The following is a 14,904-nucleotide window of genomic DNA, read 5'->3' on the forward strand; positions in this document are numbered from 1 at the left end:
CACCCGGCCTTTTTTAATGCCTGAGTGGCCAAGGATCAGTCCGGAAAAAGTATGATCCATGTAGAGGGTATTCCAAAGTTACTGTGGCAATACCCCCTACAAAAAGGGCGGAAGGATTTCTCCTTCCGCCCTTTTCAGTTCACGCCGTTCAACGTTGCATTAGAACGGTGCGTCAATGTCCACAATGTCAATCAGCTTGGCATTGACGAACTCTTTCAGGCCAAGACCGAGCAGTTCGCGGCCAAAGCCCGAACGCTTGACGCCACCAAACGGCAGATCGGCTTTAACCATGGTCGGGTGGTTAATGTAGACCATGCCCGTATCAATCCGCCGTGCCAGTTCCGCACCACGTTCTTCGTCTTTGGTGAAGATGGACCCACCAAGGCCGTAGGGGGAGTCATTGGCAATTTCAATGGCGTGGTCAGCATCTTTCGCACGGAAGAGCATGGTCACGGGGCCAAAGAATTCCGTACGACGGGCCGGGTTGCTTTCTTCCAGATCGGTCAGAATAACCGGACGGAAGAAACAGCCTTTGTTGGGCATTTCCAGCGGAATTTCTTCTGCTTTTGCACCCTGTGCCACGGCATCGGCAACCTGCTGCTTCAGACCGTCCACAGCCCCGCGGGAGGACAAGGGCGGCAGCGTGGTGGCGGGGTCCATCGGGTCGCCCATGCGAAGGGCTGCAATACCCTTGCGGTACAGATCGACAAACTTGTCGTAAACGCCGTCTTCCACAATCATGCGCTTGGAGTTAACGCACACCTGCCCACCGTTCCAGTGGCGGCCAAAAACGGCCCACTTGGCGGCTTTTTCCACATCGGCATCGTTGAGCACGATCAGGGCATCGGACCCACCGAGTTCCATGGTGCATTTTTTGAGCGCAAGACCCGCTTCAGAAGCAACCTTCGCACCTGCCCCTTCGGAACCGGTCAGGGCCACGCCACGTACGCGGATGTCGGCAATAATCTTGGCCAGCTGGTCACGCGTGGGGTAAAGGTTCTGGAACCCACCTTCAAGCAGACCGGCATCATGCATCAGCTTTTCCATGGCTGCGGCACACTGCGGCACGTTGGATGCGTGCTTGAGAATAACCACGTTACCCGCGGAGAGCTGCGGCGCAATAATGCGGGCAACCTGATAGAACGGGAAGTTCCACGGTTCAATAGCCAGCAGAATGCCCTGAGCTTCGAACACGATCTTGGCGCGACCTTCCTTGACGGAGGCAAGCGGCAGCACTTCTGGGGCCAGCAGGCGTTCTGCATTGACCGCGTAATATTCAAAAATTGCGGCGGACAGTTCGGTTTCCGCCTTGGCTTCGGCGTAAAGCTTGCCCATTTCCAGCGTCAGCAGCTTGGAGTATTCGTCCACGTTGGCGCGCAGCAGATCGGCCGCTTTTTGCAAAACGCGGGCACGTTCAGCAAAAGATGTGTTTTTCCATTTTTTGAAGGCAGCATGGCCCTTGTCCAGCGCTGCATCCACTTCGGCATCAGTCGGGCTTGGAAAAACCTTGACCTGTTCTTCGGTAAAAGGGTTTGTCGTTGCGTAAGCCATGGAAAAAATCCTTTTGTTCGTCACTATTGAGAGCGGTTAGTTCCTGAAATCCAGAACAACACGCCCTTCAACACGACCATGCTCAAGATCATCAAATATCTGATTGATGTTTTCAAGCCGATCAGTCTTGGTAACCGAGGTCACTTTTCCTTCAGCAAAGAAGGACAGGGCCTCAATCATGTCCAGCCGGGTACCCACAATGGAGCCACGGATGGTAATGGCGTTCATGACCATATCAAAAATGGAAATGGGGAAGTCCCCCGGCGGCAGGCCATTCAGGACCAGTGTGCCACCAGCACGCACATACCCCATGGCCTGAGAAAAGGCCTTGGTGGAAACAGCCGTGATCAACCCCCCATGAGCGCCGCCGACTTCCTTCTGGATAAAGGCCGCCGGGTCCGTTGTTCTGGCGTTAACGGTGTGTGCAGCGCCAAGTTTCCGTGCGGTTTCAAGTTTGGCGTCGTCAATATCCACCGCAATCATGTTCAGGCCCATGGCAACGCCATACTGGATGGCCATCTGCCCCAGCCCACCCGCGCCGGATACGGCAACCCAGTCACCCGCCCGCGTGTCGGTCATTTTCAGACCCTTGTAAACGGTCAGCCCCGCGCACAGAACCGGTGCAATTTTAATGGGGTCCGCTCCCGCAGGAATATGGGCGACATAACCGGGGTCCGCCACCACGTATTCCGCAAAGCAGCCATTAACGGAGTAGCCGGTCTCTTCCTGCTTCTGGCACAGGGTTTCCCAACCCGCGTAGCAGTGCTCGCAGTGACCACAGGCGGAATACAGGAATGGCACGCCAACCACGTCCCCTTCCTTGATCCAGTCAACATTGCTGCCAACCTCCACCACGGTGCCCACGCCCTCGTGCCCGGGAATAAAGGGGAGGGTGGGTTTTTTTGGCCAGTCACCGCTGGCGGCGTGCAGGTCTGTGTGGCAGACGCCGCAGGCAATCATTTTGACCAGAATCTGGTTGGGGTTGATGGAGGGAATGTCCAGTTCTTCAAGCGTGAGCGGCTTGCCAAATTCATGGACAACAGCGGCTTTCATCTTGCCTGACATAATCTTCGCCTTTTGTTGCAAACAAAAAAAACGGGAGGGACCTTCTGGTTCCCTCCCGCTTGCCCTCAGGCTGTGCCGAGCGCTTTAACAGCTTCGACCATTTTGGAGAGCACGGCCTGTGCATCCCCAAAGACCATGGTGCAGTTCTTCTGGAAGAAGAGCGGGTTCTGCACCCCGGAGTAACCCGTGCCGGACCCACGTTTGATGACAAAGACCTGACGCGACTTGTAAGCGTTCAGGATCGGCATGCCATAAATGGGGGAGGACTTGTCGGTCAGGGCTTCGGGGTTGACCACGTCATTCGCACCAATAATCAGGGCAACGTCGGTGGTGGCAAAGCTGTCGTTAATATCGTCCATATCGTAAATCATGTCGTATGGAACGCCAGCTTCGGCCAGCAGCACGTTCATGTGCCCCGGCATGCGGCCTGCCACGGGGTGGATGGCGAATTTGACATCCACACCATCAGCCACAAGCATTTTTACAAACTCATACAGCTTCTGCTGCGCCTGCGCCACGGCCAGACCGTAGCCGGGAACAATAATCACGCTGGATGCATACCGCATGGAGGTGGCGGCGTCCGACGGATCGGCAGATTTCATTTCCCCTTCAGGGCCTTTGGCGGTGCTTGCCGTGTCCCCAAAGTTGCTGAACAGCACGTTGGTGAGCGAGCGGTTCATGGCTTTTGCCATCAGCGCGGTCAGCAGTGTGCCCGCGGAGCCGACGACCATACCTGCAATCATCAGCGCCGGGTTGCCCATCACGTAGCCTTCAAGGCCCACGGCAAGGCCGGTAAAGGCGTTGTAGAGCGAGATCACAACCGGCATGTCCGCCCCACCAATGGGCAGGGTCATGCAGATGCCAAACAGCAGGGCCGCACCAAAGAACAGAATGCCCGGCAGAACGCCTTCGGGGGTGCCATACTGCATGACCGTGAGCGCACCCAGTGCAAGTGCAATCAGGAACAGGGCGGCGTTGAAGATCCGCTGGCCACCAAAGCGCACGGGCTTTCTCATCCGCCCATCAAGCTTGGCCCATGCAATGATCGACCCGGTAAAGGAGATACAGCCAATAAGCGCGCCAACAATGGTCACGCTCAGGTGCAGGCCGGATGTGGCATGGTCGGACAGAAGGCTGACCGCAGCAAGGGATGCGGCCGAACCACCCCCCATGCCGTTAAAGATGGCGACCATCTGCGGCATGGCGGTCATCTGCACCGTGCGGCCGCGCCAGCCGGTCCACAGGCAGCCCAGCAGCAGGGCCACAACGGCCAGCGCCACATTGACCATAAGGTGCGGGCGGGCGTCGGGGCTGACGTTGAACAGGTTGAGGAACGTGGCCCCAACCACAAACACCATGCCATAGCCTGCGGTAACAATGCCCGATACGGCGGTTACGGGGGAGGACATGGCCTTCAGCCCGTAAATGAACAGTCCTGCGGCGATCAGTCCACTCAGACCAACAATGTATTCGATAAACATGTTACTGCTGGCCTTTTTTCTCTGGTGTCTGTTTTTGGCTCGGGCGGAACATGGCCAGCATGCGGTCGGTTACGACGTAGCCGCCCATAACGTTCCCTGCTCCCAGAAAAACGCCGACAAATCCAATAATCTGCCCGGTCAGTGTGGTGGCGTTGAACAGGGCGTCCAGCGCGCCAACCACCACAATGCCGTGAATAAAGTTGGAACCCGACATAAGGGGCGTGTGCAAGATGGAGGGCACCCGGCTAATCACCACGTAGCCGGTAAACGCGGCCAGCATGAAGATGTAGAGGGCGATAATGAAGGTCATGGATGTTACGGAATCCATTATGCTTTCTCCGCTGGTGTGCCTTCGATGACCTTCTGGATGGCGGCATTGGTAATCTTGCCATCATGGGTCAGGGTGGTGCCGGTTATGACTTCGTCTGTAAAATCGGGCTTGAGCACACCATCATGCAGAACCTGCTCCAGCAGGTTGTAAATGTTCTTGGCGTACAGCTCGCTGGCCTGTGCTGCCAGGCTGGAGGGCAGGTTGGTCGGGCCAACCATGACCACGGGACCAACCTTAATGGTCTCACCCGCCTTGGTGCCTTCACAGTTGCCGCCGTTGGGCGCACCCATGTCCACCACAACGGAGCCTTCCTTCATGCCTGCCAGTTGTTCGGCGTCAATCAGGCGTGGGGCCTTGCGACCGGGGACTGCGGCAGTGGTAATGATCAGGTCTGCCTGTGCAATATGCTGCGACAGGGCCGCCCGCACCTTGGCTTTTTCGTCTGCCGTCAGTTCGCGGGCGTAGCCGCCTGCGCCGCGTGCATCAATGCCCGTGTCCACAAACTTGGCGCCCACGGATTCCGCTTCTTCCTTGGTTTCTGGGCGCACGTCGTAGCCTTCGCACACAGCGCCAAGGCGGTGTGCCGTGGCCAGTGCCTGCAACCCTGCAACACCCAAGCCCATGACCAGCACGCGGGCCGCACGCAGCGAGCCTACGGCGGTGGTCATCATGGGCAGGATTTTTTGCATGTGTACACTGCCCAGCAGGGGGGCGTAGTACCCGGCAAGGGCTGCCTGACTGGACAGGGCGTCCATGGCCTGCGCGCGGCTGATGCGGGGGATAAGCTCCATGGCAAACGTTGTGATTTTGCCATCCCGCAACGCCTTGACCAGATCAGGCTGTGTCTGGGCGTAAATGAAGGAGACCAGCAGGGCGCCGGGCTTCATTTTTTTGACGGTCTCGACCGATGGCGGCTGGACGGCCAGCACAATATCCGCATCGGCAACCAGTTTCCCAATATCGGGCTCCTGCGTTACTTCCGCCTTTGTGTAGGCATCGTCGGTGTAGGTTGCAGCACTTCCCGCTCCCTGCTCCAGAACAAGATTTGCCCCAAGCTTGGCTATGCGCTGTGCTACCGCGGGAATCATGGCAACCCGGCGTTCGTCGGGCTGCGTTTCCTTCAGGATGGCAATTTTAACGGTCACGTTCTTTTCCCAATGCATTCTGTATGGGGTGAGGAGGGACCGGGATGGCGGGGTAGAAAAACGGTCGTCCTCCACAACTTCTTCTGGTTGATATGACAAGCATATCTGAAAAAGGTTGCATTGATATGCGTCAAAGAAACCTTTCCCACGGGATATAAAATTATTTTTTTCATTATTGCACTTTATAAATAAGTTTCAGGCGTCATTTCTTCTCATGCGTGGGTGTTCCGTTGTGCGTGTGCCTTTGCCACCCAGGCCCGAACACCGCTTGGCCAGAAGGGGCGGGAAAGCGTGAGGGCGGGCAATTCCATTTGCAGGCGGAATGGTCTAGGGTTCGCGCCATCGAACGCCCCCCGCGCGGGGGAGCGTTTTTGCTGATTTCAACGTGCTCTGAATCAAAGGTGGATTATGGGTTATCGGGTTGCTGTTGTAGGCGCGACAGGTGCAGTGGGACGGGAAATCCTCAAGACACTGGCCGAACGGGAGTTCCCGGTGGATGATATTGTCGCACTGGCCTCCCCCCGCTCCGCGGGACGTGAAGTGTCCTTCGGGGATCGCGTTCTGAAAGTACAGAACCTTGAAACCTTTGATTTCAAGGGCTGGGACGTAGGGCTGTTTTCCCCCGGCGGGTCGGTGTCCGCCAAGTATGCGCCCATTGCGGCCAAGGCTGGCTGTGTTGTGATCGACAACACATCGCACTTCCGCATGGAGCCGGATGTGCCGCTGGTGGTGCCCGAGGTAAACCCCCTCGCCCTTAAGGACATGAAGCGCAACATTATTGCCAACCCGAACTGCTCGACCATTCAGATGGTGGTGGCGCTCAAGCCATTGCACGATCTGTTTACCCTCAAGCGGGTTGTGGTCTCCACGTATCAGGCCGTATCCGGCGCGGGGAAGGATGGCATGGACGAGCTGTTCGCTCAGACCCGTGGCAGCTTTGTGAACGATCCGCCCAAGATCGAACAGTTCCAAAAGCAGATCGCCTTCAACTGCATTCCCCAGATCGACCGGTTCATGGATGACGGTGCGACCAAGGAAGAATGGAAGATGCGAGTCGAGACCAAGAAAATCCTCGATCCGGACGTGGAGGTTCTGGCCACCTGCGTGCGTGTGCCGGTGTTTGTCGGGCACTCCGAAGCGGTTATTGCCGAGTTTGCGGAGCCGGTGGACCTTGAGCGCGCGCGTGAGGCGTTGCGGGAGTCCGAGGGTGTTGTGCTGCTCGACCAGCGCGAAGATGGCGGCTACGTGACCCCGCTTGAATGCGTTGGAGAGGATGCAACCTACGTGTCACGCCTTCGTGTCGACCCGACTGTTCCCCACGGTCTGGCCTTCTGGTGTGTTGCCGATAATCTGCGGAAAGGTGCGGCTCTGAACGCGGTTCAGATTGCTGAAACCATGATTGCACTCGACCTGCTGCCCAGACACGGCTGAGTGAGAATCCTCCCCCTCTCGGTCTCGTGTTGATCCACTGAATTGACCGGGCCGAGGCACGGGGCGTAGGACAAAACCGATGCAAAATGCTGGATGCAACCAGCACTCAGGGATAGACACGGGGTACGAGGCTGACAATGCAGGATATCCGTAAGGCCCTCTATGTAGGGAGCCGAAGTGACGGCACACTGATCCAGCGGCCCATGTCGCCGCACTTGCAGGTGTACCGTTACCGGCTTTCCATGGTTCTTTCCATTTCGAATCGAATCACGGGAGTGATCGCCACGGCCGGTGCCGCACTGGGCGTTTTCTGGCTTGGGGCTGCGGCCAAAGGGCCAAAGTCTTTTGCTACGGCACGTAAGGTAACGGGCAACCCGCTGGGCAAGCTTGTGCTGGTGGGCTGGCTGGCTTCGGTCGTTTACCACACGGTCGGTGGCATCCGCCATCTCATCTGGGATGCGGGTTATCGGTACGACAAGGAAGAACTGAACAAGGATGGCCCAGTGGCGGTGGGTGTTACAGCCGGTGTGAGCACCGTGCTGGCCGTCGCTCTGCTTGCTGTGGCGGGGTGCCGCAGAAGCAAACGCGCCAAAGCCGGGAAGGTGTCCTGACATGAACGCTTCTGTTCCACATATTGAAGTCATGCGCTCCCAGCTTGGGCGTGCACGCGGTCTGGGTGCGGGGCACTCGGGCGTTGGTCACTGGTGGGCCGAGCGCGTTTCCGCCGCCAGTCTGCTGCCGCTTTCCACATGGTTTGTGGTGCAGATGTTCCGCCTTGGCGGGGCGGACCATGCCGAGGTGGTCAAATGGGGCGGCAAGCCCGTGAACGCCACCATGCTGGCGGCACTGATCATTACCACATTCTACCATGCGCAGGTTGGCCTGCAGGTGATTGTGGACGATTACGTGCACGGCAAGGCGCACCTGCCTGCCCGCCTGCTGATCAAGATTGGCACGTCCCTTATGGGGCTGCTTGGCGTGTTCGCTGTGATCAAGCTGGTGGCGCGGAGCAGCACCGGCAAATAAGCCGGGCATCTGCCCAAGTATACAAGAGCCTTGTGCCGCCGATGGAACAGGTCGGATACGCGGTGGCATGAACCTGAACGACTGACAGGCCGAACGCATATGGGAGCGCCGTCACGATGAATGCCAATTCCTCTCCTTCTCGGGGAGCTTACCGGATTGTTGATCACGCATACGATGTTGTGGTCGTGGGTGCAGGTGGTTCGGGCCTGCGTGCAACGCTGGGCATGGGGGCCGCTGGCCTGAGCACCGCTTGCATTACCAAGGTTTTTCCCACCCGTAGCCACACCGTGGCCGCACAGGGTGGTATTGGTGCCTCCCTTGGCAACATGGCCGAGGATAACTGGCGCTGGCATATGTACGACACCGTAAAGGGGTCTGACTGGCTGGGTGATCAGGACGCCATCGAATTCATGGTGCGTGAGGCCGTGCCCGCCGTGCAGGAACTGGAACATTTTGGTGTTCCTTTCTCCCGCACGGAAGAAGGCAAAATTTACCAGCGCCCCTTTGGTGGCCATATGAGCGACTTCGGCAAAGCACCTGTGCCCCGCGCCTGTGCCGCTGCCGACCGCACGGGCCATGCCATTTTGCATACGCTGTACCAGCAGTGCCTTAAACATAATGTTGAGTTCTTTGTCGAATACTTCGCCATTGACCTGATTATGGATGACGAGGGCGCATGCCGCGGCGTTATGGCCTGGTGCCAGGACGATGGCACGATCCATCGCTTCAACGCCAAAACGGTGGTGCTGGCCACGGGTGGTTATGGTCGTGCCTACCAGTCCTGCACATCCGCCCATACCTGTACGGGTGATGGGAACGGCATGGTCATGCGTGCTGGCCTGCCCACGCAGGATATGGAATTTGTTCAGTTCCACCCCACGGGTATTTACCCCGCAGGCTGCCTGCTGACCGAAGGCTGCCGTGGTGAAGGGGGTTACCTGACCAACTCTGAGGGTGAGCGCTTTATGGAGCGTTATGCTCCAACAGCCAAGGACCTCGCCTCGCGCGATGTGGTGTCCCGCGCCATGACGATCGAGATCAAGGAAGGCCGTGGCTGTGGTCCCAAAAAAGACCACATCATGATGCATCTGGAACATCTGGGTTCCGATCTGCTGCATGAACGCCTGCCGGGTATTCTGGAAACATCGCGTATTTTTGCTGGTGTGGACGTTACCAAGGAACCCGTGCCTGTTCTGCCAACCGTGCATTACAATATGGGTGGTATTCCCACCAATATTCACGGCGAAGTGGTGCGCCCCACAGCGGACAACCCCGATGCGGTGGTGCCGGGCCTGATGGCCGTGGGCGAGGCCGCCTGCGTGTCCGTGCATGGTGCGAACCGCCTTGGCACCAACTCTCTGCTCGATCTGATCGTGTTTGGTCGTGCGGCTGCCCGCCGTGCGGCGGAAGTGGTCAAGCCGACGGACTTTGTGCGCCCACTGCCCGCAGGGGCTGGGGAAGCTGCACTCGATCGTCTGGACAAGCTGCGTTACGCCAAGGGTGGGACCAAGGTTTCCGCCATGCGTGACCGCCTCCAGCGCGACATGCAGGCCCATGCCGCCGTGTTCCGTACGCAAGAAAGCCTACAGGAAGGCGTTAACAAGATCCGCGAAATCTGGAGTGGTCTGGGTGACATCTCCGTTTCCGATAGCTCACTGATCTGGAACAGTGACCTGATGGAAGCGCTGGAGTTTGAAAATCTGCTGGCCAATGCGACTGCCACGCTTGAAAGCGGCCTTGCCCGGCACGAAAGCCGTGGCGCGCATGCCCGCGATGATTACCCCGATCGTGATGACAAGGAATGGCTCAAACATTCCGTTTCGTGGCTGGATGACAAGGGCGGCGTCAAGCTGACCTATCGTCCCGTGCATATGAAAACCCTGACCGACGATGTCGAGGTTTTCCCACCCAAAAAGCGCGTTTACTGATCCGCAGGGCAAAGGGAGGCGAACATGGTCGAACTCAGACTGCCGCGTAACAGCACCGTAGGGAAAGGCAAAACCTTTCCCGCTCCGGCCGGCGCAAAAAATGTTAAAACCTTTCAGGTGTACCGCTGGTCCCCTGACGATGGTAAAAACCCGGTCATAGACTCATACGAGCTTGATCTGGATACCATTGGGCCAATGGTGCTGGATGCCATCATCCACATCAAAAATGACGTTGACCCCACACTCACATTCCGGCGCTCCTGCCGCGAAGGGATCTGTGGGTCCTGCGCCATGAACATTGATGGCGAAAACACGCTTGCGTGCCTCAAGCCGATCAAGAGCATTCAGGGCGATGTGCGGATTTACCCGCTGCCCCATATGCCGATTGTCAAGGATCTGGTGTCCAATCTGGATGGTGCTTACGCGCAGCTCCGCTCCATCCAGCCATGGATGCAGTCGGACAGTGCTCCACCACCAGATGGCGAGCGCCGCCAGAGCGTGGAAGAACGCGCCAAGCTGGACGGGATGTGGGAGTGCATTCTGTGCTTCTGCTGCACCACGTCCTGCCCGTCCTACTGGTGGAATGGTGACAAGTATCTCGGCCCGGCCGTGCTGCTTGCCGCATACCGCTGGATTGCAGACAGCCGTGACGAACATACTGGTGAACGTCTGGATTCACTGGAAGACACGTTCAAGCTGTATGCGTGCCGCACCATTATGAACTGCACCCAGACCTGCCCCAAGGGGCTGAACCCGGCCAAGGCCATTGGCCGGATCAAGGAACTGCAGATCGAACGCAAGATCTGAGCCGACAGGCTCAGTCTGGTAAGACTTGGGAACAACCCCGGCAGGAACACCCTCCTGCCGGGGTTGTTTCTATTTCGGGTTGTGCGCTGCCGTGGTGGGCAGGCGCCAATATTGACGTAGGGAGCCGGAGGTGGAACATGGGGGCCAGCCATGCACCCGCATGATGCATAAGGGGGTTTTGTGTTTAACGGCCATCTTTCTTCCCTGACCGGCCGTGCCAGAGCATGGACGGACAGCCTGTTTGTCGACCATGCTATTCTTCGTCTGGTCTGGACCAACTTCCATGCCGTTATTCCGGGCAAGGTGTACCGCTGCAACCACCCGACCCCTGCCCGCCTGCGCCGTGCTGTGCGCAAACTGGGCTTGCGCACATTGGTCAACCTGCGCGGCCATAGGCAATGTGGTTCGGACGCCCTTTCGCGCAGTGCGGCTGCACGTATTGGCATAACCCATCTGGATATGGCGTTTGAAAGCAGGGGCGCTCCGCACAAGGACCGTATTTTGCGGTTTGCGGATATGTACAGCACGTTGCAGTTCCCCATGCTCATGCATTGCAAGTCTGGTGCGGACCGGGCCGGTCTGGCCTCCGCACTGGTTGTTATGTTCGAAGGCGGGAGTGCGGAGCAGGCACTGCGCGAACTTTCGTGGCGGTTCGGGCATTTTCGTGGGTCGCGCACGGGTATTCTGGATGCATTTTTTCTGCGGTATCAGGCTCAGGCGGAAGGGCGCATCCCGTTCATGGACTGGTTGCGCACGGAGTATGATGAGGCCGCGCTCAAGCAGGATTTTGTGGCGGGCCGGATTGCGGCCTTCCTGACCGATCAGGTGCTTAGAAGAGAATAATGCTTCCAAGACAAACATGGTGGCTTGCATGACGGACAAGGGCGCGGTGCTGCGCAATGTTCCGGTTCTGGCTGTTTGTGCGGCTATTCTGTTCTGGGCCAGTGCTTACCCGCTTGTGCGTATGGCGTTGGTGTATGTGCCCCCTGTTCCGCTGGCCTCTGTGCGCTACGCTGTGGCGGGGCTGATTGTGCTGGGCTGGTTTTGCATCCGGCGGCCTGTAACCCCTCAATTGCGCGATATGCCCCGGTTTATACTCTGTGGGGCCGTGGGCATTGCGCTGTACAATATTCTGTTCAACACGGGCGAGCAGACGGTCTCTGCTGGGGCCACCAGCCTGCTTATTAACTTTGCACCGTTCATGTCCGCTTTTGTGGCTGTGGTTTTTCTGGGCGAGACGCTGCCCTTGTGGGGGTGGGTTGGCTCGATCATCAGCTTTACCGGCATTGTACTGATCGGGAGCGGCCAGCCGGGTGGTTTTGCCTTTGGCTCTGGGGCTACGGATGTGCTGGCGGCGGCCTTTTGTTCGGCTTTGTATTTTTTGCTGCAAAAACCCTTGGTCGCACGGTATGGCGCGCTGGCGTCCACCGCGTGGATTTTGCTGATTGGGGCGGCCGTACTGCTCCCTTGGTTGCCAGGGGGCCTTATGGCCCTGCATGCACAAGGCCCATGGCCGTGGCTGCTGGCGTTTTTGCTGGGGCTTTTTCCCGCCGTGCTGGGTTATGCAGCTTGGGCGCATGTGGTGGGGCAGATGGGTGTAGCCCGGTCATCGGGGTTTTTATATCTGCTGGCCCCGACAACCCTGCTGCTTGCTTATGTGATGACGGGTGAAGTCCCGACCCTGAAAACATTGCTTGGCGGGTGTGTGGTCATGTCCGGCGTGGTGCTGATGCAGACTTATGGGCGGCCCCGGCCTGTTGTGCCTACGCTGCCAGATGGCCAGACCTGAGCACTGTGCTTGTGGTTAGGGCGTGCCCCATAAAAAAAACCGCCGCAAGCCAGAGCTTACGGCGGTTTTTTCGTATAAACGGTTGTGCGGGCTTAGATCGGCAGGGTTTTTTCCAGCGTGGTGCTGATCGCCGTCAGGCCCGGCAGAACCTTGCCTTCCAGCCATTCCAGAAAAGCGCCACCTGCGGTTGAGACATAGGTCATGTCATGCAGCACACCAGCATGGCGCAGGGCGGATACGGTATCCCCCCCACCGGCAACGGTTTTGAGTTTGCCAGCTTTGGTCAGTCGGCCAGCTTCCTGCGCAACGGCGTTTGTGCCCTCATCAAACGGAGGGAGTTCAAACACGCCGAGCGGGCCATTCCAGACCAGTGTTTTCAGGCCAGCCAGTTTGCTGTTGAGCAGCTTGACTGTTTCCGGCCCAACATCGAGCGCCATCCAGCCATCGGGAATGGCGTTTGCCGGTACGGTGCTTGTGGGGGCACCCGCCATGAAGTCTTCGGAAATGATCATGTCGACCGGCAGGATCAGGTCGCAGTTTTTGGCTTTGGCCTGCGCCATAATCAGGCGGGCCGTATCCAGCATGTCGTCTTCCTTGAGCGACTTGCCAACACTCAGCCCCTGTGCCGCCAGAAACGTGTTGGCCATGGCCCCGCCAATGGCCAGCATGTCCACCTTGTCCAAAAGGTTTTCAAGCAACTGGAGCTTGGTGGAAATCTTGGCGCCGCCCACAATGGCGCCCACTGGACGTTCGGGGTTTTCCAGCGCGGCATACAGGGCCTGAAGTTCGGCCTCCATCAGGCGGCCACCAAAGGACGGCAGGTGGCTGGCAACCCCTGCCGTGGAGGCATGGGCGCGGTGTGCGGCGGAAAACGCATCGTTTACGTACACATCGCCCAGACTGGCGAGTGCTGCGGAAAGTTCTGCGTCATTCTGCTCCTCACCGGGCTGGAAGCGCGTGTTTTCCAGCAGCAGCACTTCCCCGTCATTCAAGGAGCGGGTTGCGGCTTCCGCATCGGGGCCAATGCAGTCATGCGCAAAGTTGACCGGGCGGCCCAGTGCCGTGGCCAGTGCCGTGGCAATGGGTTTGAGCGACATGGCAGGCACAACCTGCCCCTTGGGCCGGTCAAAATGGCTGAGCAGGATGACCCGCCCACCTTTTTCCGCAAGTTCGCGAATGGTGGGAATAATCCGCTCTATCCGGGTCTGGTCGGTAACCTGACCGTCCTTCATGGGAACATTCAGGTCAACACGGAGCAGGATACGCTTGCCCTTGGGGTCCAGCGTGTCCAGCGTGGCGAAGGGGAGGGTTGTAGCCATTAGAGCGATCCAAACAGGGCTGCCGTATCGGACATACGGTTGGAGAAGCCCCATTCGTTGTCGTACCAGGAGCACACGCGCACCAGCTTGCCGCCATCCACCAACGCTGTCTGTGTGGCGTCAAAGGTGGAAGATGCAATGGCGTGGTTGAAGTCGGAGCTGACCAGAGGGGCTTCGTTATAGGCCAGCGCGTTTTTCATTTTGCCCGAGTCCACAACCGCGCGAATGGCGTTGTTGACCTCTTCCACGCTGCCGGGCGCCGTTTTGGGCACAAAGTCGAGCGAGACAACGGAAACATTGGCCGTGGGCACACGAATGGCCGTGCCATCCAGCTTGCCCTTGAGCTGCGGCAGAACCAGACCCACGGCGCGGGCCGCCCCCGTGGAGGTGGGGATCATGTTCATGCCAGCAGCGCGGGCGCGGCGCAGGTCCTTGTGCAGGGTGTCCACCGTGCGCTGGTCGCCGGTGTAGGAGTGAATGGTCACCATGTAACCACGCTCGATGCCAAAGGCATCTTCCATCACCTTGGCAACAGGGGCCAGACAGTTGGTGGTGCATGATGCGTTGGAAATAACGGTCATGTCCGATGTCAGCACATTTTCATTCACGCCGAACACGATGGTGGCGTCCACATCCGTGGCCGGGGCGGAAACAATAACCTTGCGTGCGCCAGCAGCCAGCAGCAGGGCGGCTTTTTCCTTGGTGGTGAACAGGCCAGTGCATTCCATGGCCACGTCCACGCCAGCAAAAGGCACTTTGGAGGGGTCACGCTCGGCGGAAACGGTAATCGGGTCCCATGTGCGGCCATTGGCGGAAATGATCAGCTTGCCATTTTCCACCCGAACGTCCGCAGGCAGGCGGCCATGCACGCTGTCATAGCTCAGGAGGTGGGCGTTATCTTCAACGCTGCCCAGATCGTTAATGGCAACCGGCACCACGTCCGTGCGCCCGCTTTCAATAATGCCGCGCAGCACAAGGCGACCGATACGTCCAAAGCCATTGATGGCGATTTTGACTGCCATGGGATGTGT

General features: G+C 58.4%; 14 protein-coding genes. 7 read left to right on the forward strand and 7 right to left on the reverse strand.

The window, feature by feature from the left end; translation table 11 throughout:
* Positions 1-159: 159 nt before the first annotated feature.
* The 5 genes from AABE20_RS10935 to AABE20_RS10955 all read right to left on the reverse strand — a co-directional run bounded on the left by AABE20_RS10935 (position 160) and on the right by AABE20_RS10955 (position 5,573).
* Positions 160-1,551: an NAD-dependent succinate-semialdehyde dehydrogenase gene (locus AABE20_RS10935; RefSeq protein WP_338333086.1), complete on the reverse strand. Its 1,392-nt coding sequence runs from the start codon at positions 1,549-1,551 to the stop codon at positions 160-162.
* A gap of 36 nt (positions 1,552-1,587) precedes the next feature.
* Positions 1,588-2,616, reverse strand: a complete 1,029-nt coding sequence (adhP, locus tag AABE20_RS10940) for an alcohol dehydrogenase AdhP (protein ID WP_338333087.1) — start codon at positions 2,614-2,616, stop codon at positions 1,588-1,590.
* Positions 2,617-2,681: 65 nt separating this feature from the next.
* Entirely contained in the window at positions 2,682-4,097 is a 1,416-nt protein-coding gene (locus tag AABE20_RS10945) for an NAD(P)(+) transhydrogenase (Re/Si-specific) subunit beta (protein ID WP_253543732.1), read from the reverse strand.
* Between the two features lies 1 nt (position 4,098).
* Positions 4,099-4,425 carry an NAD(P) transhydrogenase subunit alpha part 2 gene (locus tag AABE20_RS10950; RefSeq protein ID WP_048854975.1) on the reverse strand — a complete coding sequence of 109 codons (327 nt, stop codon included), beginning with the start codon at positions 4,423-4,425 and terminating at the stop codon, positions 4,099-4,101.
* Positions 4,425-5,573, reverse strand: a complete 1,149-nt coding sequence (locus AABE20_RS10955; RefSeq protein WP_338333088.1) for an NAD(P) transhydrogenase subunit alpha — start codon at positions 5,571-5,573, stop codon at positions 4,425-4,427. The genes AABE20_RS10950 and AABE20_RS10955 overlap by 1 nt, the downstream gene beginning before the upstream one ends.
* A 408-nt stretch (positions 5,574-5,981) precedes the next feature.
* Between AABE20_RS10955 and AABE20_RS10960 the strand changes: the two genes are divergently transcribed.
* From AABE20_RS10960 to AABE20_RS10990, 7 genes are all read left to right on the forward strand, one after another.
* On the forward strand, positions 5,982-7,004 hold the full coding sequence (locus tag AABE20_RS10960; RefSeq protein WP_338333089.1) for an aspartate-semialdehyde dehydrogenase: 1,023 nt from the start codon (positions 5,982-5,984) through the stop codon (positions 7,002-7,004).
* Between the two features lie 137 nt (positions 7,005-7,141).
* Entirely contained in the window at positions 7,142-7,615 is a 474-nt protein-coding gene (gene sdhC, locus AABE20_RS10965) for a succinate dehydrogenase, cytochrome b556 subunit (protein ID WP_338333090.1), read from the forward strand.
* Between the two features lies 1 nt (position 7,616).
* A complete protein-coding gene (sdhD, locus tag AABE20_RS10970; protein WP_338333091.1) occupies positions 7,617-8,030 on the forward strand; it encodes a succinate dehydrogenase, hydrophobic membrane anchor protein in 414 nt (137 codons plus the stop codon).
* 116 nt (positions 8,031-8,146) lie between these two features.
* Positions 8,147-9,958 (forward strand): succinate dehydrogenase flavoprotein subunit, encoded by a 1,812-nt coding sequence (sdhA, locus tag AABE20_RS10975; protein ID WP_338333092.1) that lies wholly within the window; start codon positions 8,147-8,149, stop codon positions 9,956-9,958.
* 24 nt (positions 9,959-9,982) lie between these two features.
* A complete protein-coding gene (locus AABE20_RS10980; RefSeq protein WP_338333093.1) occupies positions 9,983-10,765 on the forward strand; it encodes a succinate dehydrogenase iron-sulfur subunit in 783 nt (260 codons plus the stop codon).
* Positions 10,766-10,945: 180 nt separating this feature from the next.
* Positions 10,946-11,608, forward strand: coding sequence for a tyrosine-protein phosphatase (locus tag AABE20_RS10985; protein WP_338333094.1), 663 nt, complete (start codon positions 10,946-10,948; stop codon positions 11,606-11,608).
* Positions 11,609-11,636: 28 nt separating this feature from the next.
* The gene (locus AABE20_RS10990; protein WP_338333095.1) at positions 11,637-12,554 is read left to right on the forward strand and encodes a DMT family transporter; all 918 of its coding nucleotides are present in this window, start codon (positions 11,637-11,639) and stop codon (positions 12,552-12,554) included.
* 92 nt (positions 12,555-12,646) lie between these two features.
* Here the strand turns inward: AABE20_RS10990 and AABE20_RS10995 are convergent, their stop codons facing one another.
* Together AABE20_RS10995 and gap are read right to left on the reverse strand one after the other, a co-directional pair.
* Positions 12,647-13,873, reverse strand: a complete 1,227-nt coding sequence (locus AABE20_RS10995) for a phosphoglycerate kinase (protein ID WP_338333096.1) — start codon at positions 13,871-13,873, stop codon at positions 12,647-12,649.
* Positions 13,873-14,895, reverse strand: a complete 1,023-nt coding sequence (gene gap, locus AABE20_RS11000; protein ID WP_338333097.1) for a type I glyceraldehyde-3-phosphate dehydrogenase — start codon at positions 14,893-14,895, stop codon at positions 13,873-13,875. The genes AABE20_RS10995 and gap overlap by 1 nt, the downstream gene beginning before the upstream one ends.
* Positions 14,896-14,904 lie beyond the last annotated feature (9 nt).

The sequence above is a fragment of the Acetobacter zythi genome, assembly GCF_963921165.1.
Lineage (GTDB): Bacteria > Pseudomonadota > Alphaproteobacteria > Acetobacterales > Acetobacteraceae > Acetobacter.

What these genes read in the sequence shown, in the direction of transcription:
- AABE20_RS10935 (WP_338333086.1), bottom strand. Translation starts at nt 1,551, where the DNA reads ATGGCTTACGCAACGACAAACCCTTTTACCGAAGAACAGGTCAAGGTT.
- adhP (WP_338333087.1), bottom strand. Translation starts at nt 2,616, where the DNA reads ATGTCAGGCAAGATGAAAGCCGCTGTTGTCCATGAATTTGGCAAGCCG.
- AABE20_RS10945 (WP_253543732.1), bottom strand. Translation starts at nt 4,097, where the DNA reads ATGTTTATCGAATACATTGTTGGTCTGAGTGGACTGATCGCCGCAGGA.
- AABE20_RS10950 (WP_048854975.1), bottom strand. Translation starts at nt 4,425, where the DNA reads ATGGATTCCGTAACATCCATGACCTTCATTATCGCCCTCTACATCTTC.
- AABE20_RS10960 (WP_338333089.1), top strand. Translation starts at nt 5,982, where the DNA reads ATGGGTTATCGGGTTGCTGTTGTAGGCGCGACAGGTGCAGTGGGACGG.
- sdhC (WP_338333090.1), top strand. Translation starts at nt 7,142, where the DNA reads ATGCAGGATATCCGTAAGGCCCTCTATGTAGGGAGCCGAAGTGACGGC.
- sdhD (WP_338333091.1), top strand. Translation starts at nt 7,617, where the DNA reads ATGAACGCTTCTGTTCCACATATTGAAGTCATGCGCTCCCAGCTTGGG.
- sdhA (WP_338333092.1), top strand. Translation starts at nt 8,147, where the DNA reads ATGAATGCCAATTCCTCTCCTTCTCGGGGAGCTTACCGGATTGTTGAT.
- AABE20_RS10980 (WP_338333093.1), top strand. Translation starts at nt 9,983, where the DNA reads ATGGTCGAACTCAGACTGCCGCGTAACAGCACCGTAGGGAAAGGCAAA.
- AABE20_RS10990 (WP_338333095.1), top strand. Translation starts at nt 11,637, where the DNA reads ATGACGGACAAGGGCGCGGTGCTGCGCAATGTTCCGGTTCTGGCTGTT.
- AABE20_RS10995 (WP_338333096.1), bottom strand. Translation starts at nt 13,873, where the DNA reads ATGGCTACAACCCTCCCCTTCGCCACGCTGGACACGCTGGACCCCAAG.
- gap (WP_338333097.1), bottom strand. Translation starts at nt 14,895, where the DNA reads ATGGCAGTCAAAATCGCCATCAATGGCTTTGGACGTATCGGTCGCCTT.